The organism is Bradyrhizobium embrapense (assembly GCF_001189235.2).
GTDB lineage: Bacteria > Pseudomonadota > Alphaproteobacteria > Rhizobiales > Xanthobacteraceae > Bradyrhizobium > Bradyrhizobium embrapense.
On the sequence record NZ_LFIP02000002.1, the window covers coordinates 1,309,918 to 1,332,625 of the forward strand.

Genomic DNA, 22,708 nt, shown 5'->3' on the forward strand with positions numbered 1-22,708 from the left:
AATGCTACGCCGCGCCACTTGCGGCGAGCGGGCTGTAGTCGTGGCTCTTGAACAGCGTGTGCAATTGCCGCCGGCGGATGCCGAGATTGCCGCCATCGAAGATCGGCAGCGCAAGCGCGTCCTGCAGCAAGCCGCCGAACGGGGTCTCATGATCGTAGCTGTCGATCCCGACCACCCGCATCAGATCAGTGATGACGCGCACGGCGGCCTCGGAGCCGAAGATCTTGGCCTGCACCGAAAGCTCCTCGGCAGCCGGCGACTGGGTGTCGAGAGCATGGCAGGCGCGCCAGCTCAGAGCGCGCGCCGCTTCGATCGTGGTCTTGGCATCGGCAAGCGCGTAGCCGACCGCCTGATGCTCGATGATGGGATGGACGCCGCCGCGCTTTTCGCTGCGGGCAAAATCCAGCGCGAAAGCAAAGGCGGCCCGCATCAGCGCCACCCCGAATATCCCGACCAGCGCCGCGGTGCCGGTGAATGACGCCGCGGCCAGCGCCAGGCCGGCACCTTGCTGTCCCAGCAGATTGCGATGCGGCGCCGCGACGTTGTGCAAACCAAATTGCGGGACAAGGTGCGCGCGATGCCCGACGCTGTCGATCGCACGTTCGAACACGAGACCGTTTACCGGTCCTTCCACGGCAATGATCGAGATGGCTGTATCGGGCGCCGCCGCCGGATCGGTCCGGCACACGATGGTGAGGAGATCGGCGCCCTCGCGATTCCAGCCGGTCGCCGACGACACCCATTTCTTGCGGCCGTTGATCATCCAGTTGTCGCCTTCTCGCCGGGCCGTTGTGCGGACGCCTTCGCCGGGCGACGGCGAGGCGGCGTTGGCGCTGCCGCCCGGCTCGCTGGAGCAGAAGGCGGCGAGGGGCGCGCCGCTGGTCTTCAGGAACGGCGGAAGCAAGCGCTGGCACTGCTCCGGCGTGCCGCCGAGCAGCAGCGGCAGCAGACCGAGCACGCTGCCGAGCATGGTGAGGGTCACGCTGGGGTTCACGCTGTAGAATTCCTCGGCCAGGATCGCCATGTCGATCATGCCGGCGTTGTCGCCGCCGGCAGGCGCCGGAATGCATTTGCGCAAGTAACCGGCCGCCACCATCGCTTCGTAGGTCGGCTTAGTGGCGAGAAAGCGCTGCTCCGGCGTTGCCAGTCTTTCGGCGGCCCTGGCCTCGGCCAGTACTTTGCTGGCAAATTTGCGGGACTCGAGCTGCAGCTCGCGCTGCTGTGCCGTGAGCGTGAAATCGATCGCCATGCCAATGCCCTCCGTGTCGGCGGTTCGGGCTTAATGGCTATCGCGGCATGGTCGGGAAATCTTGGATGGCAGTGCCTGATTTCTTGGCGCGGAGTGAACCTAATCTCGCCGCGCCTCAGTGCGCGGCGGCGCGGCGGAATTCGCGCGGGGCGAGGCCATTGTGGCGCTTGAACAGGCGGTTGAAATGCGAGATGTCGCGGAAGCCCGCGGCAAAGGCGATTTCGGCAATGGTCCTGTGGGCAGAGGCGCGATCGAGCAGAGTGCGCGTGCTGGCGGTGATCCGCTGCTCGTTGACATGTTCGCCCACGGAGCGGCCGGTGCTTGCGAACAGGCGGTGTACGTAGCGCTCGGAGCAGCGGAATTTCGTGGCCAGCGCCGGCGCGCCGAGCTCGGGATCGTCGCTGTAGCGGGCGATATGGTCAAGCATGACAGACAACAGCACCGGCGTATGCACGCGCTCCGCCGGCACGTCGGCGAGAATGTCGGGTGCGTGCGCGATCAGCTCGGCGATATGTGTTCCCAGCATCGACGAGGTTGCTGCGAGGCCACCGCCGCTCAGGCAGAGCTCGGCGTAGCTCGCCAGCGTCCGCGACAACGCGCGGCCGGTCTCGGTCGCAGACAGGCCGAGTCGCGGGTGATCGAACAGCGCGTCCGGCAGCAGACGCCGCGGTACGGCAAAGCAGAACAGCTTGAAGTGATGCCGGTGGGCGATCTCGAACGGCTGCGTCGTATCGGCAACCGCGAGATCCCCGGGGGCGCTGATCTGCTCGTGGCCGCGCTGCGAGGTGCGTCCGAGCCCTTCGAGCTGCAGGTTGACGAAACAAAGGTCGTCGGTGCTCGCTGCGATGTGCGAGGCGAGACGGTGCACGATGTGCCCGCTCGCCGTGACCCGCGATATCTGCAGCGGCGCGGCGTCGACCTTGCAGATCGCACCGGCAAACGATTCCTCGGCAATCCTGCGCGGCTCGAGGCGCACGAAGGCGGCTGCGAGGTCGTCGGCCCAACTGCCGAAGGGCTGATCCGGACGGGCCGGCCTGGTCGACCATTCCATGTGCGCCTCGAATAGACCGTCACAGCGAAGGACCCAGCGGGGCGAACGATATCGCCGGCCAAACCGGCGGTCAAATTCCGCCGGGGTCCATTTCCCCTGCAAGGATAGGCGCCTGCCTGCAGGGAGCAGCGACCTCACTTCGTGGTGTAGCCGCCGTTGACCAGAATTGTCTGGCCGGTCATCCACCAGCCCTCCGACACCAGCAGGCGAATCCAGGGCACGATATCCTTGATGTCGGTGAGGCCGGTTTTCGAGAAGCCGGACAGCGCCGCTGCCGATTTGTGATAGGCGACCGCGTCGGCGCCTTCGGCCGGATAGAAGAACGGCGTGTCCATCGGGCCGGGGCCGATCGCAGTGACCGAGATGCCGCGTGCGCCGAATTCCTTCGAGGCCGCGCGGGTGAAATGCTCGACCGGCGCCTTGGTGCCGGCATAGGCGGCGTAGAACGGCGTGTAGGCGCCGAGCAGCGACGTCACCAGCGTGCAGATTTTGCCGTTGTCGTTCACGTGACGGCCGGCCTCCTTGAGGAAGAAGAATGCGGACTTGGCGTTGACCGCGCTCATCGCGTCGTATTCCGCTTCCGAGATCTCGACCATCGGCTTCTTCAACACCTTGCCGACGGTGTTGATTGCGATGTCGGGACGGCCGATCGCGGCGACGGCGTCAGTGAACAGCTTCTCCATCGCGCCCGCTGTCGTGAGGTTGGCCTGCAAGGCGACCGCGTTGGCGCCGGCAGCCTTGATCGCGGTGACGGTCGCGTCGGCATCGGCCTTGGTTACGGCGCTGTTGTAATGGATCGCGATCGCCTTCGCGCCGTGGGCCGCGAGATCGCGCGCGATCAGGCCGCCGAGATTCTTGGCGCCGCCGGCGATGATGACGGTCTTGTCCTTGATGCTGTGGTCGGTCATGACGTCGCTTCTCCAGATCGTGCGGCCACGCCCTGCGGCCGCTTTCTAGAGGCAACGATATCGTCTAGGATTTGCCGATAAAGCCGTGCATTCTGACGTCACTTGTCAGAAATGACGAACAATCGGGGCCTGATCTTGGACCGCATCGATCTCTTCCGCGTCTTCGCCCGCGTCGTCGAATGCGCGAGCTTTACCCGGGCGGCGGACACGCTGGGGCTGCCGCGCTCGTCGGTCTCGTCAGCCGTCGCGGAGCTAGAGCAGCGCGTCGGCGCCCGGCTGCTGCATCGCACGACACGAAAAGTGTCACCGACGCATGATGGCGCGGCGTTCTACGAACGGTGCCTGCGCGTCGTTGCCGACGTCGAGGAAGCTGAGACCCTGTTCCTCCATACCGCCGCCGAACCGTCGGGCCGGCTCAGGGTCGACGTGCCCGGGCGGATCGGACGCCTGATTATCGCGCCGGCACTGCCGGCTTTCCTGGATCGCTATCCGCAGATCGACATCGATCTCGGCGTCACCGATCGCGCCATCAATCTGATCGAGGACTCCGCCGATTGCGTGGTGCGCGTCGGCCCGCTCGGCGATTCCGGTCTGATCGCGCGGCCGCTCGGCAATCTCGTGCTGATCAATGTCGCAAGCGCGGGATATCTCGCGCGCCACGGCACGCCGCAGACGCCCGACGATCTCGGCGCGCATTGGGCGGTCAACTACGCCTCGCCATCCACCGGCCGTATCGAAGAGTGGGAATGGCGCGAGCAGGGCGCGTTGCGCACCATCGCGATGCGCAGCCGCGTCACCGTCAACAGTGCGGAAGCCTATATCGCTTGCTGCCTCGCCGGTCTCGGCCTGATCCAGATTCCAGCCTACGACGTGAAGCGGCATCTCGATGCCGGCGAGCTCGTCGAGGCGATGCCGCGGCATCGCGCGACGCCGATGCCGATGACGTTGCTCTATCCGCACCGCCAGCATCTGTCGCGGCGACTGCAGGTGTTTGCCGATTGGCTGACCGCACTGCTGAAAGAGCAGCTGCTGGTCGGGAGCTAGGGCTCCAGCGTGATGCAGGCCCGGAAGCCGCGTCGCGTCATCGCCGGCTGTTGCCGGGGCGGGTCGAGGCTATCCTTGTCGCGCGCTTCACCTCGGCCTTGGGCTCGAAAAAAAGGCCGGGCATCACCGAGACCAGTCCGAAGGTCATTCCGAGGAATGCCAGGAACGTATCGAGAAAGTTAATCTCCATTTTCGTTGTCTCCATTCGGCTTGTACCGGGCTGACCCGGTGCAATGCGCTCTACAAAGCTAAATATGATCCGGTACATTGCTCGGTACAATAGAAACATTGATCTCGGAGCAATACTCTCAATGCTCTCGCCTAGGCAGCGATCCGGCGCTGCGGTGCGTGCCGTTGCTCGATGGCTTTGACGGAGTTTTCGAATGCCTTTTCCAGCACGCCTTTGCCGATGGATCCGAGCACGAGACCCAGAATCCATCCTTTGAAATTCTTGCCGTCGCGCACCACGACCACGTCAATATCGGTCGTCCCGTCTGGCCGTCGTACGAAGTTGTAGGTGTGGCCTGACCTGCCGCCCCACACATTGGAGTCGGTTGTCGTCAGGATGACATGGTCGGGATCTGACCAGTCGTAATACAGACGCTCCCAGATGCTGTTCGAGCCTTCCGTCACGTCCGCATCCGAGGGGCCGCGGTCATGCACCTTAAGATAGGCGTCGGCGCTGTTGCCGAACAGCTTGGAACGGCCTGGTCCGAAGTCGGTGAGGCCGGCGACGTATTGCTCGGGCGTTAACGTCGTCGTTCGGTGAAGGTGGATCGTGGACATCTGTCGCTCCTCCACGGGTGGCGGATCAATTGGAGAGTGCGGGCGACGTGCGGACCGTCACGCTGTCGCCGGTCCGGCTGATCTCCAGGGCGCCTGCCCGGTTCGGCGTCGAGAGCAGGGCACGCTGACCAGGTGCCAGTACCGACACGAAGCGCACCGGCGTGCCGGTCTCGCCCTGCGCGAGCGTGGTCACGACGCGATATCCATCGGGCTCGACCGTGTAATAGGCTACGCCGGACACGTCGCCGAGATGGATGCTTTGGGCCTCGATCGGCCTGAGGCCGCGCGCTTCTGCAACTCCAGTCGTGGTGGCAAGTGCGGCGAGGGTGAAGGCGGCGAGAGCGGTGCTGCGGATCGACATGGGATCCTCCATTGGCTTGACGGTTGGAACCTGGGCGGCGGGCGATTGCCCGCCTGCTCCCTTGCCGGAGGAGATGGTCAGGCTATGATCATCGATCAAACAGATGGGATCGATAATGGCCATCGATGTCGTCAATTTGGGTCGCATCGACCTGAATCTGCTGGTTCATCTCGATGCGCTGCTGACCGAGCGGAGCGTGACGCGCGCGGCGGGACGCGTCGGCATTGGCCAATCCGCGATGAGCCACAATCTCGCCCGCCTGCGCGAACTGTTCGATGATGAGCTGCTCACGCGGGCAGCCGATGGCATGCGTCTGACCCCGCGCGCGACGACCCTGGTTGATCCGGTACGGACCGCGCTCGCACAGGTCGAGACGGTGCTGCTGCGCGACCAGTCCTTCGATCCGGCCACGGCGGTGCGGACGTTCAGGCTCGGCCTGTCGGACAGCATGGAAATCCTGATCGTGCCGCGCCTGCTGGCGCGCATGCGCGAGATCGCACCGGGTATTCATCTGCGGCTCTACAATGTCGATAGTTCGCGGCTGCTCGATGACCTCGACGCCGATGAAGTCGATATCGCGCTGTCCTACGGGCAGATCCAGCACGGCCAATTGCATCACAAGCAGCGCGTGCTGTTCACCGAGAGCTTCCTCTGCATGTTCAATGCCGAGAAGACCGGGATCAAGCCGCCGATCTCGCTCGAGGATTACGTCCGGCTTCCGCACGTGCTGACCAGCCTGCGGCCAGGGCTCACGGTGCGCGGCTTTGTCGATGACGCGCTCGAGGAACTCGGCCTGCAGCGTTCCGTCGCGCTGACCACGCCGCGTTTCCTCACCGTGCCATATCTGGTGGCGCAAGCGCCCGTCATCGTCACCATGGGTGCGCGGCTGGCGCGCCGCTTCGCTGCCGATCTCGGGCTCAGCCTCAGTCCACCGCCGGTGAAGGTGAAAGACGTCACGGTGTCACTGTTGTGGCATGCGTCCTACCACCACGACCCGGCTCATGTATGGTTGCGGGACCAGCTGGTCCAACTGGTCGCCGAACTGTGAGCCGGCACGGCAGCAACGAACGCCGACCTCGCTAGAACTTCTGGGTGATGCCGGCATAGAAGCCGCGGCGCGGGCCGTATTGCGGCGCGAACACGCCGATGCCGGAGCCGTCGCGGATCTGGTAGACGGTGTCAAACAGGTTGACGACGTCGAAGCGCAGCGTGGTCGGCTTGTTCGGTGCGACGATGTTGAAATCGTGCGAGACGCCGACGTTGACCTGCGCGTAGGGCGGCACGGTGCCCGTATTGGCAAAGCCGTCGCGCAAGCCTGAGCCGTAGATCACCGACGCGCTGAACTTGGTGTCGCGCCATTGGTACCAGCCGCCGACCGATGCGGTCAGCGTCTGGGCATGGTCGGTGTTGACGTAGTTGTTGGCGATGTAGGCCAGTTCGTCCGGATCGAACAGATATTGGTTCGAGACGACCTGGGTGGCGACCTGTCTTGCGATCGCGACATTGCCGTAGAGATGCAGATTGTCGTGGTCGTATCTCGCCGTCAGCTCGACGCCCTCGTTGGTGCCTTTCGCATAGTTGAAGGCGGTGAGAACGTAAGCCTGGCCGAACTGGCCGTCGTCGAGCAGGTCGGTCGCGATCTTGTAGTAGGCGTCCATGCCGACTTCGAGGCCGGGGATCGCATCAACTTTCTGCGTGACGCCGATGTCGAACACGTGTGAGCGCTCCGGCCGCACTGGGTCATTGGCGGTGGTCGCCGGCGCCGCCGTCGTGTTCTGCACCAGCGAGAGGTTGGTCGGGGCCGCCAGCACCTGCTCGGGCGGCGTGAAGTTGCGGGCATAGCCGGCGTGGAAGGTCGTGCCATCGTAGGGCTTCCATGTCAGGCTGATCCGCGGGCTCAGCTGGTTGGCATCGACATATTGCCACATCTGGTCGAAGCGCAGGCCGGCATTGAGCGTCAGCTGGTTGGTGATCTTCCATTCGTCGGCGATGTAGGTGGAGAACAAATATCCGGTCTTGGCGCTGGTATCGAACACGGACAGCGGCGCATCGATGGGGTTGCCGGTGTCGTCGAGCGGCAGCACGGTCGAGCCGTTGTTGACCAGCGAACGCTCGGCGCTGAACGCGACGCCGAACTTCAGCGTGTGCGCGAAGCCCAGCCGGTAGGAGGTGTCCTCCTGGATGCCGTTGATGAAGCTCTGGCGATAGACGTCCGACGCGACGCCGTTGAACACGAGATCGCCGACCGGATCCGGCATGAAGTGCAGCTGGCTGTAGCGATTGAAATAGGCGACCTGGTAATCGAACCCGTCGCCGGACTTCTGATAGGCCACGACGTTGAACTGGTTGAACTCGTGTTGCCGCTCGTTGAGCAGCGCGGAATCGAAGTTCGAGACGCCGTAGGCGGTGAAGGCCGGGGTTTGCCCGGGATTGTTGGGGATCTGATAGGCGCCGTTGGAGACGCCGCCGATATAGGTCAGCCGGCTGGTTGGATCGATCGCGGTCGAGACATAGGCAAAGCCCTTCTCCTGATCGGTCCGGTCGTGGATGGCGCTATAGGCCGGCGTCGGGTTCTCGATGCCGACATCGCTGCCGAAATAGCGGCCGGAGACGTAATACTGGGTCTGCCCGGTCGTGCCGCCATAGTCGACCCTGGTGGTGAAGTTGCCATGGCTGCCGCCATAGACGCTGATGCTGCCGGAATTGTTGAAGGCATCGGCCTTGGTCTGGATGTCGAGCACGCCGGCGGTGCGCAGGCCGTATTGCGCGGGCAGCGCGCCGGTGATCAGCGCCATGCTGCCGACGATTCCGGTGTCGATGATCTGGCCGAAGGCGCCGACGCCGTCGGGCAGCATGATCCCGTTGATGCGGTATTGCAGGTTGGCGTGCTCGTTGCGCACGTGCAACTCGCCGCTTGCGGCGGAATCCTGCGAGACGCCCGGCGCCTGCAGCAGCGCCTTGTCGAGGGTGGTGTTGGTGCCCTGCGGCAACGACTCGAGCGCCTGCCGGCTCATCTGGTAACTGTTTGCGCCGGTCGGCGCGAGCAGGGCGGCGCGGGCCTGGTCGAGCCGTGTGTTCTGGCCAGCAACGGCCTGAGCCTGGGACTGCTCCGGAGATTCCGGCGTCGTCGTTACCGCAGCGGCTCGTCGCGCCCGGTGGCCGCCTCCGGTCGCAACGCGGGTCCTCGGCTTTTTCGGTCCGGACGGCGCGGCGCGATGTTGCGGCGCTGTCACCGTGATGTCCGGAAGCTTGGTTGTCGGCGCCGTGGTCTGCGCGAAGGCGGCGCCGTTCATCCCGCAGACCAGAAGTGAAGCCGCGCCTGCGGCGGCGTGCCGTCGGATGTGTGCTGACATGTTGGTTCCCGATCTCGCGAGGCCACGATCCGGATCCTTCCGAAGGATGCGGTCGAGCCCGCCGTCGATCCGTGACGGCGAAATTCCCCATTGATCGAACCGCGGCCGACATATGGCCGCGTTCGACGTTCAGTCGTGCAGGGAGTTCAGGAGATCGGAGGTGCGCGCGGCTGATAGTGCAGCCGGCCGATGTCGAGCGGGGCCGCATGATTGTCGATGCGCCAGGAGAGCAGAGCTGCGGCATCCGGCAGCTGCAGTGGAGGCAGCGTCGGCGACGGCGTCGCCGAGTTGACCATCGCCACAACGGCGCAGATGGCGCAGAGATCCGCGGCTTGATCGGAATCCGGAGCTGAACGCGGCGCGTTGCGCGAAGCGTTCTCGACGTGCGCCGCCGCCGACGTTGTGGCCCGCGCCGGAGCAATGGCGTGAAAATGCCCGAACGACAGCACGAACTGGATCGACAGCGCCAAAAGCGCCAGCCGAGCCCCGTGCCTGATGTTCGAGCGAAACCACTTCATGACGCCGCCATTCCCGCGCCGTGAGGTCACAAGACCGCCGGACGGCATGTGCGACGCGGTGTCGCACATTTTCGAAAACCTGCCAGCCTGTCAATCCGCATTGCCGAGCGGCCTGATCGATTTCCAGCCGCCCGGACGATTATGCAACATCGCAGCGTTGAAAATGGGGGCCCGGCGCGCGCCAGGCCCCCATTCCTCACTCCACGATCGCGGTCACGACGCCGGCACCGACGGTGCGGTTGCCTTCACGGATCGCAAAGCGCGACCGCGCCTCGAGCGCGATCGGCTTGTTGAGCTCGATCGTGAACTCGGCGCTGTCGCCCGGCATCACCATCTCGGCGCCGTCAGCGAGCTGGACGGTGCCGGTGACGTCGGCGGTTCGGAAGTAGAACTGCGGACGATAATTGGCGAAGAACGGCGTGTGACGGCCGCCTTCATCCTTTGTCAGCACGTATACTTCCGCGCGGAAGGTCCGGTGCGGCGACGCACCGCCCGGATGCGCCAGCACCTGACCCCGCTGCACGAGAGCCTTGTCGATCCCGCGCAGCAGGCAGCCGACATTGTCGCCGGCCTGCCCCTGGTCGAGGATCTTCCGGTAGCTCTCGATGCTGGTCACGACCGACTTGCGGGTCTCGCCGAGGCCGACGATCTCGACCTCGTCGCCGATCCTGATCGTGCCGCGCTCGACGAGCCCGGTCACGACAGTGCCGCGCCCGGCGATCGACTGCACGCCTTCGATCGGCATCAGGAACGGACGATCCTGGTGCCGTTCGGGGACCTCGATGTAGTTGTCGAGTGCTTCGAACAGCTTGAGGATCGCCTGATCCGCCAGCGGGCCGTGCTCGCCGCGCAGCGCCGCCATCGCCGCCCCGCGCACCACCGGCGCGTTGTCGCCGTCGTACTGGTACTTCGACAACAGATCGCGCACCTCGATCTCGACGAGATCGACCAGCTCCGGATCGTCGGCGACATCGCACTTGTTCAGGAACACCACGATGCGCGGCACGCCGATCTGGCGCGCGAGCAGGATGTGCTCGCGCGTCTGCGGCATCGGTCCGTCGACGGCCGAGACGACCAGGATCGCGCCGTCCATCTGCGCCGCACCCGTGATCATGTTCTTCACATAATCGGCGTGGCCCGGGCAGTCGACGTGCGAGTAGTGGCGCGCCGCCGTCGAGAACTCGACGTGGCTCGTTGCTATCGTCAGGATCTTCGAATCGTCACGCGTACCTTGCGCGGCCGACGCCTTGGCAACGTCCTGATAGGAGACGAACGCGCCCCAGCCGAGATCGGCTGAAACCTTCGTCATCGCTGCCGTCAGCGTCGTCTTGCCATGATCCACGTGGCCGATCGTGCCAACATTGCAGTTGGGCTTGAGGCGGATGAACTTCTCTTTGGCCATGGGACACCTGTGGTGTTCGAGCTCCCGTGCTGGGTTTGCACGACTCGAGGCACCGCGAGAGCCCGCTCGGCGCCAGGAGCCGCTTCCGCTCCGGGCTGCCTTCCAATGTCAGGTGTGACGTGAGGTCAGGTCCAAAGCAGAATGGCGGCGGACGAAGGCACTAGCCCTCCCGTCATCAGCACTGATGCTCGCTGTGACTGCCGCATGTTGGAAACCTGGATCGCTCGCTCTACAAAGGAGGCGTGTACATAAGGGGTGGTCGCCTGATTGGCAAGAGGCGGGGCCGTCGCGCCGAAGCGCCACGCTGGCGTAGTCGACCTCCGGAGGGTATAGTTCGCGGGCACAAGTGACGGTCTCCCGAATGTCGATCTTCGCAAGCAAATCCGGTCTCGCCATCATCGCTGCAGTGCTCTGTCTCGGCGCCCAGCAGGCCAACGCTCAGGCCGGACCTGTGCGCTATTGGACGCCGGGCTCGCTGTTCGGCTTCGGCGGCAGCCTGGCCGACGGCCAGAAGGCGGATACTTACGGAAACTTTCCGGGCTTTGACGCGGCCGCCGCGAAAGGCGGCGACTTCTCGTACCTGAACGGCCGTCCGGACGGCTGGTTCATCGGCGGCGAAGGCGGCCGCGCCGGCTGGAGCGCGCTTGGCCAATCGGCGGCATTCGGCTCGCTCGAATATCAGGGTGCGCAGGTCGGCTACAATTTCAAGGGTTTCGGCAACACACCCGTGACGTTCTTCGCCGGGTTCGACTCGTTGAAATACAATCCTCCCGGCGCCGGCGGCCCGCTGGCGCCGTTCAGCGGCAATCCCGGCGTCAACGCCGGGTATAGCGCACGTGCGGGCGTCGAGTTCCGCCCGACCTCAAACGTTACCCTGTCGTTCGGAGCCGGTTTAACCCAGCAAGGGGCGGAACGCATGGACAGCGATATCCATTCACAGCTGCTGCCCGGCCAGTCTCCGGTTCTGTTCGGCGGCCGCTAGCGCGACACGAATAGAGCGCGTCAGCGCAAGACCGCAGTGTTGCGGTCCTGATCCAACCAGAACTTCAACCAGAACCAAGAAGGACGAGATCAAGACGGCGCTGCGCTCCCACAGGACTTCCTAGAACTTCGCCCTGATACCGGCGTACGCGGCGAGCGGCATGCCGGGCACGAAGGCGCGGGGATCGCTCAGCTGCGCCATCAGGTTGGGGCCGCCCCCGGCGCTGGCAAAGCCGCCGGTCTGGTAGAACGCGCCGCTCAGATAATAGTGCTGGTTGAACACATTGTTGATCAGCCCGAACACCTCGATGCTCGGCGTGATCTGATACGAGGTGTGCAGATTGACGACCGAGTAGGCCGGCACCTTCGGGCTCTGGTTGGTATAGTCATGGATCAGCCACTGGCTGCCGACGACGTTGAGGTCGGCGCCGACCTTCCAGGCATCGGTCACGTTGTAGTCGACGCCGGCCTTGAAGCGGTGCGCGGGAATGCCGGGGATGTGGTCACCCGGCTTGACGTTGACGAATTGCACGCCGCCGTCGCTGGTCAGCGCATTCGGATTGTTCGGCGATGACAGCGTGATCGCGCTTTGATAGGTCGCGTTGACATAGGTGTAGTTGGCGTAGGCGTTCCAGCGGTCGAGGCGATAGTCGAGCTTGGCCTCGATGCCCTGGCGCAAGGTCTGTCCGGCGTTCTGGAAGTATCCGAAATTGTTGACGCCGAGCGGGCTTGCCACCTGGATGATGTCGTCGTCGGACAGGGTGCGGAACGCGCCGAGCCCCCAGCTCAGCACGCCCGTCTTGGCATCACGGCCCCAGCTGCCGCGAAGGCCGGCTTCGACGGTGTGCGATACCACCTGCTTGAGCGGCGGGTCGGCCACCAGGAAGGTGTCGATCATGCAGGGATGGTTGGGATCGGAGCAGCCGAGCTCGAGCGGCGTCGGCGCGCGGTTGGCTTCCGAATAGCCGGCATAGGCGGTGAGGCTCGGGGTGATCTTGTAAGTGCCGCCGATCACCGGATTGAATCGCTGGAAGCGGTTGCTGCTGTTGAGCAGGTCATTGGTCCCCGTCTGGTCGTGCAAATCGATCTGGGCGTAGTTGAATCGCCCACCGGCTGTTACCGAGAACCTGTTCGTCACGTCGAACGTGTCGGTGAGGTAGACGCCGGTGTAGGTGTTGGTGGCGCGCAGGTCGACCGGACTGAGGCCGGCGTCTGGTTGATTGATGAAGACCCCGGTGCCGGACACGAACAGGTTGTTCGGGTCGACTGTTCCGAGCTCGCTGGTCGCCGTAAACTTGGTGTTGCCGTGGTCGACGCTGACGCCCATCACGACGTGGTTGTCGAGCCCGAACAGCTTGTCCGAATTCGTCAGCTGTGCGGTGCCGCCGAAGCTGTTGGTCGCGGCCCGGTTGCGATCGATTTCGCCAAGGAAAGCGTTACCCAGCGTGTTCGGGGTCGCGGGACCGTCCGCCGGACCGAAAACCGGAAGGCCGTCGCCGATGCACAAGGTGGTGGGATCGTCGCAGGGCGCAACGTCGGTGCCGTTGCCGTCGACATGAGTCTGCCGGAAGCCGCGGAAATAGGCGTTGCCCTGGAACGACCAGGTGTCCGAGAAATTATGGCTCAGCGTGGCGTTGACGAAGGCAAGCTGCAGCAGCGTCGACTGCGGCCAGGTGTAGACGCTCGACCAGCGCTGGTTGAGCATCTCGACCGGCGTTGCGGCGACGTTGCCGAGCAGGTTGCTGGCGCCGGTGAAATTGACGTGGAATTCGGTGTCGTCGTTGCGCGCGCCGACGTCGACATACATGCGGTTGACGTGCGAGGAATTGGCGTAGTCGCGCCAGCCGCGATCATAGGCGGATTCGAATGCGGCATAGGCCGAGATATTGTCTCGCTGGCCGCCGGCTTGCACGCTGCCCTGCACGCGCCCGTAGGAGCCGCCGAACAGTTCGGCCTCGGAGCCCTGATAAGTGAAGCCGTTCTTCATCTGGATGCTGAGCGCGCCGCCGATCGCGTTGAGGCCAAATACGGGGTTGTTGGGCACCAGCGACACCCGGTCGATGGCCTTTTCGGGAATGAAATCCCAGTTGACCACGTCGCCCCAGGATTCGTTGATGCGCACGCCGTTCTGATAGACCGCAATGCCCTGCGGCGTTCCCTGCACCGGCGAGGCAGTGAAGCCGCGGTAGTCGAGATTGCGCTGGAACGGGTTGCCGGTCTGGTCGGTCAGCGCGACGCCGGGCAGCTTGCGATTCACCGAGTCGAGAAAGTTCGTCGAATCGTTGCGGCTGAAATCGGCCGAGGTCAGCACCTCGGTATTGGACGGGATCTTGTCACGGTCGAGCAGGCTCGAATCGCGCTCGGAGGGGCCCGGGACCCCGGCGCCGCCCTCCGGCGCCGCGGCCGTTTGCACGGGCGCGGCCCGTGTTCGGGCGGTTCGTGAGGTTCGCGCCACCGGCCGAGACGCGGGCTTGATGCTGCGCGTACCCGACAGCGGCGAGGGGGCAATCACGGTGACCGGCGGTAATTCGGTCGTCGGGGTGGAGGTCTGGGCTTGCACCATCGTCAGCGGCGATGCGGCTCCGATGGCGGTGAGCACGGCCGCAGCGCCGCGCGTCGTGACCGAACCAGACAAAAACCGTGTTGCCGCACGCAACAACGTACCAGCCATAACGCCCACCCTGTTGTCCCGGTTCGGCTTTTATCCCCGACGAACCTTGGTCCCGAGACTGGGGGAGCGCGTTTGCTTTGGCAAACAAGATGTGTCCCGGAGGGGCGGGATTCTTTTCCATCCATAATCGGGAAAATTCCCGATGCCGGTCGACGGACCCGCCAACCGGCTGCGCGACAGCGATTCTCGCCAATTTATGCCCAAGAGACAGGCATCCCGCCGCCTGGGCAGCGAGTTGGTCAGTCCTTGAACTCGCAGCCGAGGCGGTGCAGGGCCTCATCGACCCAACGGCGGTCGCTGGTACCGGCGAGGATCTGCTGGATGGCTTTTTCCTCGCTCGCCTTCTTGGCCTCGGTCAGCTTGCAGATCGCCTCGGCATCGTCATGGGGCACGCAAAGCACGCCGTCGTCGTCGGCCACGATGAGATCGCCGGGCTCGACGATCATGCCGTCGATCGAGATGGCGCAATTGATCTCGCCCGGGCCGTCCTTGTAGGGCCCGCGATGGGCGACGCCGGCGGCGAACACCGGGAACGATCCGGCGCGGATCGCGCCCGCATCGCGGATCGAGCCGTCGATGACAAAACCCGCGACGCCCTTCTTTTCGGCCAGGGTCGACATGATCTCGCCGATGATGGCATTGACCAGGACGCCGCCGGCATCGACCACGATGACGTCGCCCGGCTGGGCGAGGTCGATCGCCTTGTGCACCATCAGATTGTCGCCGGGGCGGGTCTTCACCGTCAGCGCCGGACCGCCCAGCCAGCCGCCCTTATGCATCGGCCGCAGCCGGTTGGTGCCGGCGATCCGCGACATCGAATCGCTGATATTGGCGACCGGCAGCGTGCGGTAGCGCGCGACGAGGTCGGACGAGACTTTCCGCTTCGCCTTGTGAATAGCAAATCCTATGGCCATCGGTTTTCTCCGGTGTGTTGGCGGCGCGATCGCTCAATGCGCGCGGCGGTCGAGATGGGCGTTGAGGCGAGGATAGACGCGGCGGGCATTGCCTTCGAAGATCTTGGCCTTGTCCTCCGTGCTCAGCGGCAGCGCATCGATGTAGCGGCGGGTGTCGTCGAAGTGATGACCCGTTTCAGGGTCGATGCCGCGGACCGCACCGACCATCTCGGAGGCGAACAGGATGTTCTCGACCGGGATCACCCGGGTCAACAGCTCGATGCCGGGGAGATGATAGACGCAGGTGTCGAAGAATACGTTCTTCAACAGATGCTCCGACAGCGGTGGCAGCTTCATATCCTGTGCGAGGCCGCGGTAGCGGCCCCAGTGATAGGGCACCGCGCCGCCGCCATGCGGGATGATGAAGCGCAGGGTCGGGAAGCGCTTGAACAGGTCCGAGGTCAGGAACTGCATGAAGGCCGTGGTGTCGCCGTTGAGGTAATGCGCGCCGGTGCCGTGGAAGCACGGATTGCAGGACGACGAGACATGGACCATCGCCGGCACGTCGAGCTCGACCATTTTCTCATACAGCGGATACCACCATTCGTCTGATAGCGGCGGATCGCACCAATAACCGCCGGCGGGATCGGGATTGAGGTTGCAGCCGACGAAGCCGAGCTGCGTCACGCAACGCTCCAGCTCCTCGATGCAGTTTTTGGGCTGCACCCCGGGGCTCTGCGGCAGCTGGCACACGGGCACGAAATTCTGCGGAAACAGCGTGCAGACCCGGTGCACCAGGTCGTTGCAGATCGTGGTCCATTCCCGGCTGGTCGCTTCCTTGCCGACATGGTGCGCCATACCGGCGGCGCGCGGCGAGAAGATGGTGACGTCGGTGCCGCGCTCCTTCTGCAGGCGGAGCTGCGCGCCCTCGACGCTGGTGCGGATCTCGTCGTCGGTAATGCCGAGATTGGTGGTGAGCGGCCGGCGCGATCTGTCTGCGAGGCCGGCGAGCTGCTTGTCGCGGAAGATCTGCAGCTTGGCCGGCTCGGTGGTGTAGTGGCCGTGACAGTCGATGATCATGGTTGCGTCCTTGTTGTTCCCCTTGGCAGGGTTGTCAGTGTGCGACGGATGACGGGATCGCGCCCGAAAGTTCCGTCTCGCGCGGTTTGACGCGCATGGTGGCGGCGATGGCGGAGGCGACGAACAGGAAGCCGGCGATGCCGACCAGCGCCCAGGAGAAGCTTCCGGTGGAGTCCTTGATCAGGCCGATGCACCACGGGCCGATCAGTCCGCCGAACTGGGCCAGCGTGTTGACCATGGCGATCGCGGCGGCGCCGGCCGCCCCGGTCAGCAGCGAGGCGTTGATGCTCCAGAACAGCGGATTGCCGGCGTTCAGGCTGAAGCCGACGATGCATAGGAACATGAAGGCCAGCACCGGGCTCGCGACATAGGCGCTGCCGAGCATGGCAACCGCGGCAAGCAGATAGACGGCCGCAAGATGAAACTTGCGATCACCCGTCTTGTCCGAACTGCGGCTGACCACGATGGTGCCGACCACGCCGAGCAGCGGCGGGATCGCCGACAGGAAGCCGACCTCGATGTTGCTGAGATCGCCCATGCCCTTGATGATCTGCGGCAACCACAGCAAGAGGCCGTAGATGCCGACCAGCGCGCAGCCGAACAGCGCCGCCAGCAGCCAGACGCGGATATCGAGCACGCATTCGATCAACCTGTGCTGCCCTTGTTGTTCGATCTCGGCCCGCTCGGCGGCGAGCTCGCCTTCCAACCAGATGGCCTGCTCTTTGGTGAGCCAGTTCGCCTTGGCGGGACTGTCGGTCAGATAACAGAGCGTGAACAGGCCGAGCAGAATGGTCGGCACGCCCTCGGCGATGAACATCCATTGCCAGCCATGCAAGCCGGCCGCGCCGTCCAACCAGGTCATGATGCTGGTCGAGATCGGCCCGCCCAAGACGGCAGAGAACGAACCCGCGATGATGTAGCCGGCAACCGCGCGGGCGCGGTAGCGCGAGGGGAACCAGTAGGTGAGGTAAAGCACCACGCCCGGCATGAAGCCGGCCTCGGCGACGCCGAGGCCGAACCGCATCACGTAGAGGCTGAGCGGATTCCAGACGAAGGCGGTGAGCGTGGCGACGAGGCCCCAGGTGATCAGGATGCGCGCCAGCCAGATCCGCGCTCCGAGCCAGTGCAGCATCAGATTGCTCGGCACCTCGAGCACCATGTAGCCGAGGAAGAAGATGCTGGCGGCAAAGCCGAAGATTGCGGGGCTGAGGCCGAGGTCCCTGTTCATGGTCAGCCCGGCGTAGCCGAGGTTGATGCGGTCGAGATAGTTGAAGAACATCATGACGAAGAGGATCGGGATCAGTCGCCAATAGACCCGGCGGATGGTTTGCTGTTCGAGTTCGCTGACGGACGCCTGGTCCATTGGATTCCTCCCTTGCTTGTTGTTATCGCGCCTGTGATCCGAACCGGGCGGAGCGCCTGTTATTCGCGGCGATTTCGCATGGCTGACCGGCTGCGCGTGTTGCCCCTTGGAGCATCGGCGTTTTGCCGCCAGGATCGGGAAACGGCCGTGGGAGGTCAAATACCGCTTTGACCCGCCACTTATAGGGAAACGGAATAAGCGATGGATTACAGGCAGCTTCGCTACTTCATCGCGGTGGCCGAAGAGCTCAGCTTCAGCCGCGCCGCCAAGCGGCTGCATGTCAGCCAGCCGCCGCTGAGCACCCAGATCAAGGCGATGGAGGAGGAGCTCGGCACAAGGCTGTTGTCGCGGACGCGGCGCGCGGTCGAGCTCACCCAGGCCGGCCAGTTGCTGCTTGAGCACGCACGGCGTGCCGTCAGCGAGCTCGATCTTGCGTCGGAGACGGTGCGCCGCGCCGCGCGCGGGGAGGCCGGCGCCGTTCGTGTCGGCTTTACCGACTCGGTGCCGATGCTCGACATGTTCGCCGAACTGTTCCGCAGCTTTCGCGGCAGCTATCCGCGGGTGAAGATCGAGCTCAGGCACATGTCGACGGCCAAGCAGCTGCAGGCGCTGGCCGACGCTGAGCTCGACGTCGCGATCATGCGGCCGCCGCTGGACTTCCGGCCCGCAGCTGACTTGCAAGTTCATGTCGTCTGGCGCGACCGCTTGATGGTGTTCTTTCCGATCGATCATCCGTTGGCTGCGGTACCCGGCAAGCTCGGCGTCGCGGACCTTGCCGAGTACGAATTCGTCGGCATGGCCGAGAGCGGCTGCGGCGTCGGCGACCAGGCCGCGATGCTGTGCCGGCGCGCCGGCTTCGCGCCGCGGATCGCGCAGGAGGCGCATGAGCTGCGCACGGTGCTCAGCCTCGTCGCGGCCGGGATCGGACTCTCGATCCTGCCGTCGTGCTACCAGCAGGCCGGCGTCATGAACGTCGTCGCCAAAGCGCTGGACACGCCGGATGCGGAGAGCCGCATGCTGGTGGCGATGCGCTCGAACGCCTCGCTCCTGCCGCGCCGGTTCGTCGATTGCGCGCTGCAGGCGGCGTCGCGCAGCGCACCGCCGCTCGTCTCCGAGGTCGCCGCGGCCGGCCGCTGATCGAGCTGTGTGAAAGGCGAAAGCTCGCGCTTGAGGTGGCGGCGTGAGGGGGCCGCGCGTGGCACGCGACAGTCCGCATACCCCATACTTTCGTCGCCAGTAGTCTCCCGGAATGCAGTCTGGCGTCGCTCTTGCATAGCTCAATGCAAGGTGCTGGGGCGCCGATTCGTCGTGTTTTCGCCCGGAACGGCCGTGTTGCCGGCGAACAGGAGGTGATGTGCGCCCATAGCTGGATCGACATTGACGGAGACGACGACATGCACGTCATCACACGTGCGGTACTGCTGCTTGCGGCGATGTCGCTGACATCGCCGACCCTGGCGCGCGACGACGGCCGCTACGCCAATTCACCCCTGAAACCCTGGTTCGAAAGCCTGCACAGCGGCTACGGACAATGCTGTTCGGATGCCGACGGATATGTGGTCGCCGACCCCGACTGGGAGTCGGATCATGGCCATTATCGCGTGCACATCGACGACGAATGGGTGGTTGTGCCGAGCGAGGCCGTGATCACCGAGCCGAACAAGATCGGCCGAACCATGGTGTGGAAGCACTATATCGACGGCCACCCGCGGGTGCGCTGCTTCATGCCGGGCAGCATGACCTGAGGCCGCAATCTTACGCCGGGCGCTTGGCGGTGAGGAAGCGCGTGACCACGCCGCCGAGCGTCGTGTGGTCCAGCGGCCCGGTGAGCGATGCCTTGGCGGCGTCGACGACAGCGTCGGGCGCGAGGCCGCGGCGCAGGTCGCACAGCGCGTCGGCATAGTCGACGGTGAATTCCGGGTGCGGCTGCGCCGACAGCGTCGTGCCGTTGGCGTAGAGCAGCCCGGCATGCGGGGTGAAGTCGGACGACATGATGGTGCGCGCGGAGGCGGGCGGCGTGATCACTTGGTCCTGATGCGAGGCGGCCGCTGCGATCGTCTCGCCGTCGAGCAGCCCGTTGTCCGGCGCGACCTGATAGACATGACGGCCGATGCCCCAACCCTTCTCCGATTTGCGCACGGTGCCGCCGAGCGCCTGCGCGATCAGCTGATGGCCGAAGCAGACGCCGACCATCGGAATGCGCTTGTCATGGGCGGTGCGCACGAAGGCTTCGAGCGCGCGATCCAGGCGACGTCGTCATAGACACCCGCTGCCGATCCCGTGATCAGGATCGCATCCAGTGTGGCGGGATCCGGAAGCGGTTCACCGCTGGCGACGCTCACGACATCGCAGGCAATGGATGGATCGGCGGTGGCGACCATCCGCTGGAACATCTGCGGATAGCTGCCGTGACGCTCGCGGAATTGCGGACTGACGAGCCCGGTTTCGATGATGGTGATGCGGGGCACGGAACGCATTGGCGGATGGGCAGGATGCCTAAGCGTTTACTCCGAAAGCGCCGGCGGCCACAAGCCGCGCGGCGCGGCCGCCGATCAATTCCGCAACGCCGCGTCGATCGTGGCGGTGTGCTGCGCCGCCGGTGCCGGCGTTGTCGCGACGATGGCAGACTCGGTGCGGTAGCGCGGCAGCTGGTCCTCGAGCGAATAGCCGACGCAGAGCGCGAGGCTCGACCACACCGCCATGCTAAAATACAGCGACATCCAGGCGATCTCCTCGCGCCATTCGGCGATGTCGTGGGTCACGACCCAGCGGCGGCTGACGTCGCGCAGGCCGTCGAGCGGATGCAGCAGGGTGCCGCCGGCCGCGAGATTGGCGCGCCAGCGATTCAGGTACATCGGCACGTCGACGGTCATCAGGAAGGCGAGGAAGGCGGCGATGCCGACGATCGCGACGATGAAGGCCCAGCGCACCGGGCCGTGAAACTCCGGCAGCAGCCGGCATAGCGCGATCCCGACCAGGAAGAACACCACGGCCCAGATCGAGTTCTCGATGGCGTTGCAGAGATAATGCGTGGTCAGCACGGCGTACCAGGAGAAGCATTCCGCGATCACGATCAGCGGCACGATGACCCAGGCGATGGTCACGGTGGTCTCGGCGCCAGTCATGGTGCCGAGCTGATGCAGGATGATCGCCCATTGCGCGGCGAAGCAGACCTCGGCGATGGTGGCGACGGTGCGGCCGACCACGACGCTCGATAGCCAGTGATCGAACAGACAAATGCGCTGCACGTCGGCGCGCGGCAGCACCGAGCGGAACGCGCAGCCGAACACGTAGGCCGCACACAGCAGCATCATCAGGCCGATGCCGGACGTGTTGCTGAAGCTGCCATTGGCCTGCTCATGGAACTGGCGGTAGAGCGCGAACCACACCGCGATGTTGGCGGCGCTGACGAGGCTCAGGAAGCCCCACCACCGGACCACTGGATTTGACCACGCCAGCGTAACCGGCCGCGCCCGCCACTCCATGCTCATTCACCGCTCCGCGTGTAACCGAACTGATATCGAGTTGTAGTAATTCTGTCATAGAAGGTGGCGAATCACGACTAAAAAATGCGTGTGGCACGGGATCCGGCGGCTGCGATTGTGACAGCGTTTGTGACAGCGCGGCGTTTGTGACAGGAGCGGCCCACCAAACCTCCTCTCGTCATTCCGGGGCGTGCGAAGCGCGAGCCCGGAATCCATTCGACCGCAACGCGGCGGCCCGATGGATTCCGGGCCTGCGCCTTCGGCGCATCCCGGAATGACGACGGGAGAGACGAACCCTCCGGCCTTCGCGATCGTGATCGAAGTTGACGCTCGCGCCGGTAGGCAGGTTCCGCGCGATCCTCTATGAACGGCCGTCCTTAACGGCCGAACCCGCGTGGGCTGGCTTCAACGAAGGCACCCCGTGACGATGGAGATGACACCCAGCTACGATCCGCTGCTCCGCCGGATTCACTGGGCAACCGCGGTGCTGTTCATCGCGGCGATGCTGATCGGGCTCTATTGCGGGCTGCAGCCGGCGGGAACTTCGCCGCGGCGCGAGCTGCTCGAGGTGCACAAGTCGCTCGGCGTCACCCTGTTCTTCCTGGCGATCCTGCGGCTGATGGTGCGGGCTGCGACCACGGCGCCGCCGGAGCCGGGCTCATACTCGCCGCTGGTCAGGATCGCCGCACGGCTCAATCACTGGGCGCTCTACGCAATCCTGTTCGTGATGCCGGTGACCGGATACATGTTCTCGTCGGCCGGCGGCTATTCGCTGCGCTATTTCTGGAGCTTCAGCTGGCCGCGCCTGTTCGCCGACAACAAGGCGGTCGCGGAAGCGGGCGAGCTTGCGCATGGCGTGCTTGCCTACTTCGTTTACGGCGTGGTCGCGCTGCATGTCGCCGCGACGCTCTGGCATGTCGTCGTCAAGAAGGATGAGACGCTGGCGCGGATGTGGCCGCGCGCGAGCCGCCATCCATCCTGACCGTCTAGCGCGCGTTTAGCCGCGCAGGGCGGTTTCTGGAATGGTGCGGCGGACCACCTCGCGCATCGCAAAGCTGGAATGGATGCGGGCGACGCCCGGCATCCGCGACAGATGCTGCTTGTGGATGCGCTCGAAGTCGGCGATGTCGCGGGCGATCACCTGCAGATGATAATCGTCGCTGCCCGACATCAGATGGCACGACACGACGTCGGGGCAGCGCGCGACCGCGGCCTCGAAGGCTGCGAGATAATCCTCGCTCTGCTTCTCCAGCGTGATGGTGACGACGACGGTCGTCACGAGGCCAAGCGCCGTCGGTTCGAGGTCGACCCGGTAGCCCCGGATCACGCCGATCTCCTCGAGATGACGGATGCGCCGCGCACAGGCGGTCGGCGACAGCCCGACCTTCTCGGCAAGCTCAATCTGGCTCGCGCGAGCGTCGGCGACGAGCTCGGCAAGGATCCTGAGATCGATACGATCGAAACCGTCCACGCAGTTTTCCTTCGAGGGCTGTGTCGGAAACGAAGGATATGAGCGTATCCGCATGTGCACAAGCCGGAATTCGCTGAGAAACGCCATGTGAC

21 protein-coding genes and 1 pseudogene are annotated in these 22,708 nt (G+C 64.8%); 6 read left to right on the forward strand and 16 right to left on the reverse strand.

Annotated elements, in window-relative coordinates; translation table 11 throughout:
- Positions 1 to 4: 4 nt before the first annotated feature.
- The 3 genes from AKN83_RS13565 to AKN83_RS13575 all read right to left on the reverse strand — a co-directional run bounded on the left by AKN83_RS13565 (position 5) and on the right by AKN83_RS13575 (position 3,208).
- Positions 5 to 1,249, reverse strand: coding sequence for an acyl-CoA dehydrogenase family protein (locus AKN83_RS13565; protein WP_050401639.1), 1,245 nt, complete (start codon positions 1,247 to 1,249; stop codon positions 5 to 7).
- Between the two features lie 115 nt (positions 1,250 to 1,364).
- A complete protein-coding gene (locus AKN83_RS13570) occupies positions 1,365 to 2,300 on the reverse strand; it encodes a helix-turn-helix domain-containing protein (protein WP_050401640.1) in 936 nt (311 codons plus the stop codon).
- A 134-nt stretch (positions 2,301 to 2,434) separates the two neighbouring features.
- Complete coding sequence (locus AKN83_RS13575) at positions 2,435 to 3,208, reverse strand: SDR family oxidoreductase (protein ID WP_050401641.1); 774 nt, start codon at positions 3,206 to 3,208, stop codon at positions 2,435 to 2,437.
- 135 nt (positions 3,209 to 3,343) lie between these two features.
- Here AKN83_RS13575 and AKN83_RS13580 point away from each other — a divergent pair, with 135 nt between their 5' ends.
- Positions 3,344 to 4,252: a LysR family transcriptional regulator gene (locus AKN83_RS13580; protein ID WP_050401713.1), complete on the forward strand. Its 909-nt coding sequence runs from the start codon at positions 3,344 to 3,346 to the stop codon at positions 4,250 to 4,252.
- A gap of 37 nt (positions 4,253 to 4,289) precedes the next feature.
- Here the strand turns inward: AKN83_RS13580 and AKN83_RS39620 are convergent, their stop codons facing one another.
- The 3 genes from AKN83_RS39620 to AKN83_RS13590 form a co-directional block, all read right to left on the reverse strand.
- Positions 4,290 to 4,442 carry a hypothetical protein gene (locus tag AKN83_RS39620; protein ID WP_157113346.1) on the reverse strand — a complete coding sequence of 51 codons (153 nt, stop codon included), beginning with the start codon at positions 4,440 to 4,442 and terminating at the stop codon, positions 4,290 to 4,292.
- Positions 4,443 to 4,573: 131 nt separating this feature from the next.
- On the reverse strand, positions 4,574 to 5,038 hold the full coding sequence (locus AKN83_RS13585) for a hypothetical protein (RefSeq protein WP_050401643.1): 465 nt from the start codon (positions 5,036 to 5,038) through the stop codon (positions 4,574 to 4,576).
- Between the two features lie 25 nt (positions 5,039 to 5,063).
- A complete protein-coding gene (locus AKN83_RS13590) occupies positions 5,064 to 5,399 on the reverse strand; it encodes a hypothetical protein (RefSeq protein WP_050401714.1) in 336 nt (111 codons plus the stop codon).
- A 115-nt stretch (positions 5,400 to 5,514) separates the two neighbouring features.
- Here AKN83_RS13590 and AKN83_RS13595 point away from each other — a divergent pair, with 115 nt between their 5' ends.
- The gene (locus AKN83_RS13595; RefSeq protein WP_050401644.1) at positions 5,515 to 6,447 is read left to right on the forward strand and encodes a LysR family transcriptional regulator; all 933 of its coding nucleotides are present in this window, start codon (positions 5,515 to 5,517) and stop codon (positions 6,445 to 6,447) included.
- A gap of 31 nt (positions 6,448 to 6,478) precedes the next feature.
- On the opposite strand, the gene AKN83_RS13600 is transcribed toward AKN83_RS13595, so the two are convergent.
- The 3 genes from AKN83_RS13600 to tuf all read right to left on the reverse strand — a co-directional run bounded on the left by AKN83_RS13600 (position 6,479) and on the right by tuf (position 10,672).
- Positions 6,479 to 8,752, reverse strand: a complete 2,274-nt coding sequence (locus tag AKN83_RS13600) for a TonB-dependent receptor (RefSeq protein WP_063695319.1) — start codon at positions 8,750 to 8,752, stop codon at positions 6,479 to 6,481.
- 146 nt (positions 8,753 to 8,898) lie between these two features.
- On the reverse strand, positions 8,899 to 9,270 hold the full coding sequence (locus tag AKN83_RS13605) for a hypothetical protein (protein ID WP_063695342.1): 372 nt from the start codon (positions 9,268 to 9,270) through the stop codon (positions 8,899 to 8,901).
- Positions 9,271 to 9,466: 196 nt separating this feature from the next.
- Complete coding sequence (gene tuf, locus AKN83_RS13610; RefSeq protein ID WP_050401646.1) at positions 9,467 to 10,672, reverse strand: elongation factor Tu; 1,206 nt, start codon at positions 10,670 to 10,672, stop codon at positions 9,467 to 9,469.
- A gap of 361 nt (positions 10,673 to 11,033) precedes the next feature.
- On the opposite strand from tuf, the gene AKN83_RS13615 reads away from it, so the two are divergent.
- Positions 11,034 to 11,654: a hypothetical protein gene (locus AKN83_RS13615; RefSeq protein ID WP_050401647.1), complete on the forward strand. Its 621-nt coding sequence runs from the start codon at positions 11,034 to 11,036 to the stop codon at positions 11,652 to 11,654.
- Between the two features lie 120 nt (positions 11,655 to 11,774).
- Here AKN83_RS13615 and AKN83_RS13620 read toward each other — a convergent pair whose 3' ends face one another.
- The 4 genes from AKN83_RS13620 to AKN83_RS13635 form a co-directional block, all read right to left on the reverse strand.
- Positions 11,775 to 14,324, reverse strand: coding sequence for a TonB-dependent receptor (locus AKN83_RS13620; RefSeq protein ID WP_283807366.1), 2,550 nt, complete (start codon positions 14,322 to 14,324; stop codon positions 11,775 to 11,777).
- A 239-nt stretch (positions 14,325 to 14,563) separates the two neighbouring features.
- Complete coding sequence (locus tag AKN83_RS13625; protein ID WP_050401648.1) at positions 14,564 to 15,238, reverse strand: RraA family protein; 675 nt, start codon at positions 15,236 to 15,238, stop codon at positions 14,564 to 14,566.
- Between the two features lie 33 nt (positions 15,239 to 15,271).
- Positions 15,272 to 16,297, reverse strand: a complete 1,026-nt coding sequence (locus tag AKN83_RS13630; protein WP_050401649.1) for an amidohydrolase family protein — start codon at positions 16,295 to 16,297, stop codon at positions 15,272 to 15,274.
- Positions 16,298 to 16,331: 34 nt separating this feature from the next.
- Complete coding sequence (locus AKN83_RS13635) at positions 16,332 to 17,660, reverse strand: MFS transporter (RefSeq protein WP_050401650.1); 1,329 nt, start codon at positions 17,658 to 17,660, stop codon at positions 16,332 to 16,334.
- 201 nt (positions 17,661 to 17,861) lie between these two features.
- Here AKN83_RS13635 and AKN83_RS13640 point away from each other — a divergent pair, with 201 nt between their 5' ends.
- On the forward strand, positions 17,862 to 18,797 hold the full coding sequence (locus AKN83_RS13640; protein WP_050401651.1) for a LysR substrate-binding domain-containing protein: 936 nt from the start codon (positions 17,862 to 17,864) through the stop codon (positions 18,795 to 18,797).
- A gap of 257 nt (positions 18,798 to 19,054) precedes the next feature.
- A complete protein-coding gene (locus tag AKN83_RS13645; protein ID WP_050401715.1) occupies positions 19,055 to 19,405 on the forward strand; it encodes a hypothetical protein in 351 nt (116 codons plus the stop codon).
- Between the two features lie 10 nt (positions 19,406 to 19,415).
- On the opposite strand, the pseudogene AKN83_RS13650 reads toward AKN83_RS13645, so the two are convergent.
- Positions 19,416 to 20,128, reverse strand: a pseudogene (locus AKN83_RS13650) (type 1 glutamine amidotransferase).
- Positions 20,129 to 20,212: 84 nt separating this feature from the next.
- Positions 20,213 to 21,145 (reverse strand): hypothetical protein, encoded by a 933-nt coding sequence (locus tag AKN83_RS13655; protein WP_050401652.1) that lies wholly within the window; start codon positions 21,143 to 21,145, stop codon positions 20,213 to 20,215.
- 433 nt (positions 21,146 to 21,578) lie between these two features.
- On the opposite strand from AKN83_RS13655, the gene AKN83_RS13660 reads away from it, so the two are divergent.
- Complete coding sequence (locus AKN83_RS13660) at positions 21,579 to 22,127, forward strand: cytochrome b (protein ID WP_083992058.1); 549 nt, start codon at positions 21,579 to 21,581, stop codon at positions 22,125 to 22,127.
- A gap of 15 nt (positions 22,128 to 22,142) precedes the next feature.
- Here the strand turns inward: AKN83_RS13660 and AKN83_RS13665 are convergent, their stop codons facing one another.
- Positions 22,143 to 22,670, reverse strand: coding sequence for an Lrp/AsnC family transcriptional regulator (locus tag AKN83_RS13665; protein WP_083992059.1), 528 nt, complete (start codon positions 22,668 to 22,670; stop codon positions 22,143 to 22,145).
- Between the last annotated feature and the right edge of the window lie 38 nt (positions 22,671 to 22,708).

Bases quoted from the DNA above. Each gene is read 5' to 3' on its own strand.
- AKN83_RS13565 (WP_050401639.1), bottom strand. From the start codon at position 1,249: ATGGCGATCGATTTCACGCTCACGGCACAGCAGCGCGAGCTGCAGCTC.
- AKN83_RS13570 (WP_050401640.1), bottom strand. From the start codon at position 2,300: ATGGAATGGTCGACCAGGCCGGCCCGTCCGGATCAGCCCTTCGGCAGT.
- AKN83_RS13575 (WP_050401641.1), bottom strand. From the start codon at position 3,208: ATGACCGACCACAGCATCAAGGACAAGACCGTCATCATCGCCGGCGGC.
- AKN83_RS39620 (WP_157113346.1), bottom strand. From the start codon at position 4,442: ATGGAGATTAACTTTCTCGATACGTTCCTGGCATTCCTCGGAATGACC.
- AKN83_RS13585 (WP_050401643.1), bottom strand. From the start codon at position 5,038: ATGTCCACGATCCACCTTCACCGAACGACGACGTTAACGCCCGAGCAA.
- AKN83_RS13590 (WP_050401714.1), bottom strand. From the start codon at position 5,399: ATGTCGATCCGCAGCACCGCTCTCGCCGCCTTCACCCTCGCCGCACTT.
- AKN83_RS13595 (WP_050401644.1), top strand. From the start codon at position 5,515: ATGGCCATCGATGTCGTCAATTTGGGTCGCATCGACCTGAATCTGCTG.
- AKN83_RS13600 (WP_063695319.1), bottom strand. From the start codon at position 8,752: ATGTCAGCACACATCCGACGGCACGCCGCCGCAGGCGCGGCTTCACTT.
- AKN83_RS13605 (WP_063695342.1), bottom strand. From the start codon at position 9,270: ATGAAGTGGTTTCGCTCGAACATCAGGCACGGGGCTCGGCTGGCGCTT.
- tuf (WP_050401646.1), bottom strand. From the start codon at position 10,672: ATGGCCAAAGAGAAGTTCATCCGCCTCAAGCCCAACTGCAATGTTGGC.
- AKN83_RS13615 (WP_050401647.1), top strand. From the start codon at position 11,034: ATGTCGATCTTCGCAAGCAAATCCGGTCTCGCCATCATCGCTGCAGTG.
- AKN83_RS13620 (WP_283807366.1), bottom strand. From the start codon at position 14,324: ATGGCTGGTACGTTGTTGCGTGCGGCAACACGGTTTTTGTCTGGTTCG.
- AKN83_RS13625 (WP_050401648.1), bottom strand. From the start codon at position 15,238: ATGGCCATAGGATTTGCTATTCACAAGGCGAAGCGGAAAGTCTCGTCC.
- AKN83_RS13630 (WP_050401649.1), bottom strand. From the start codon at position 16,297: ATGATCATCGACTGTCACGGCCACTACACCACCGAGCCGGCCAAGCTG.
- AKN83_RS13635 (WP_050401650.1), bottom strand. From the start codon at position 17,660: ATGGACCAGGCGTCCGTCAGCGAACTCGAACAGCAAACCATCCGCCGG.
- AKN83_RS13640 (WP_050401651.1), top strand. From the start codon at position 17,862: ATGGATTACAGGCAGCTTCGCTACTTCATCGCGGTGGCCGAAGAGCTC.
- AKN83_RS13645 (WP_050401715.1), top strand. From the start codon at position 19,055: ATGCACGTCATCACACGTGCGGTACTGCTGCTTGCGGCGATGTCGCTG.
- AKN83_RS13655 (WP_050401652.1), bottom strand. From the start codon at position 21,145: ATGGAGTGGCGGGCGCGGCCGGTTACGCTGGCGTGGTCAAATCCAGTG.
- AKN83_RS13660 (WP_083992058.1), top strand. From the start codon at position 21,579: ATGACACCCAGCTACGATCCGCTGCTCCGCCGGATTCACTGGGCAACC.
- AKN83_RS13665 (WP_083992059.1), bottom strand. From the start codon at position 22,670: ATGCGGATACGCTCATATCCTTCGTTTCCGACACAGCCCTCGAAGGAA.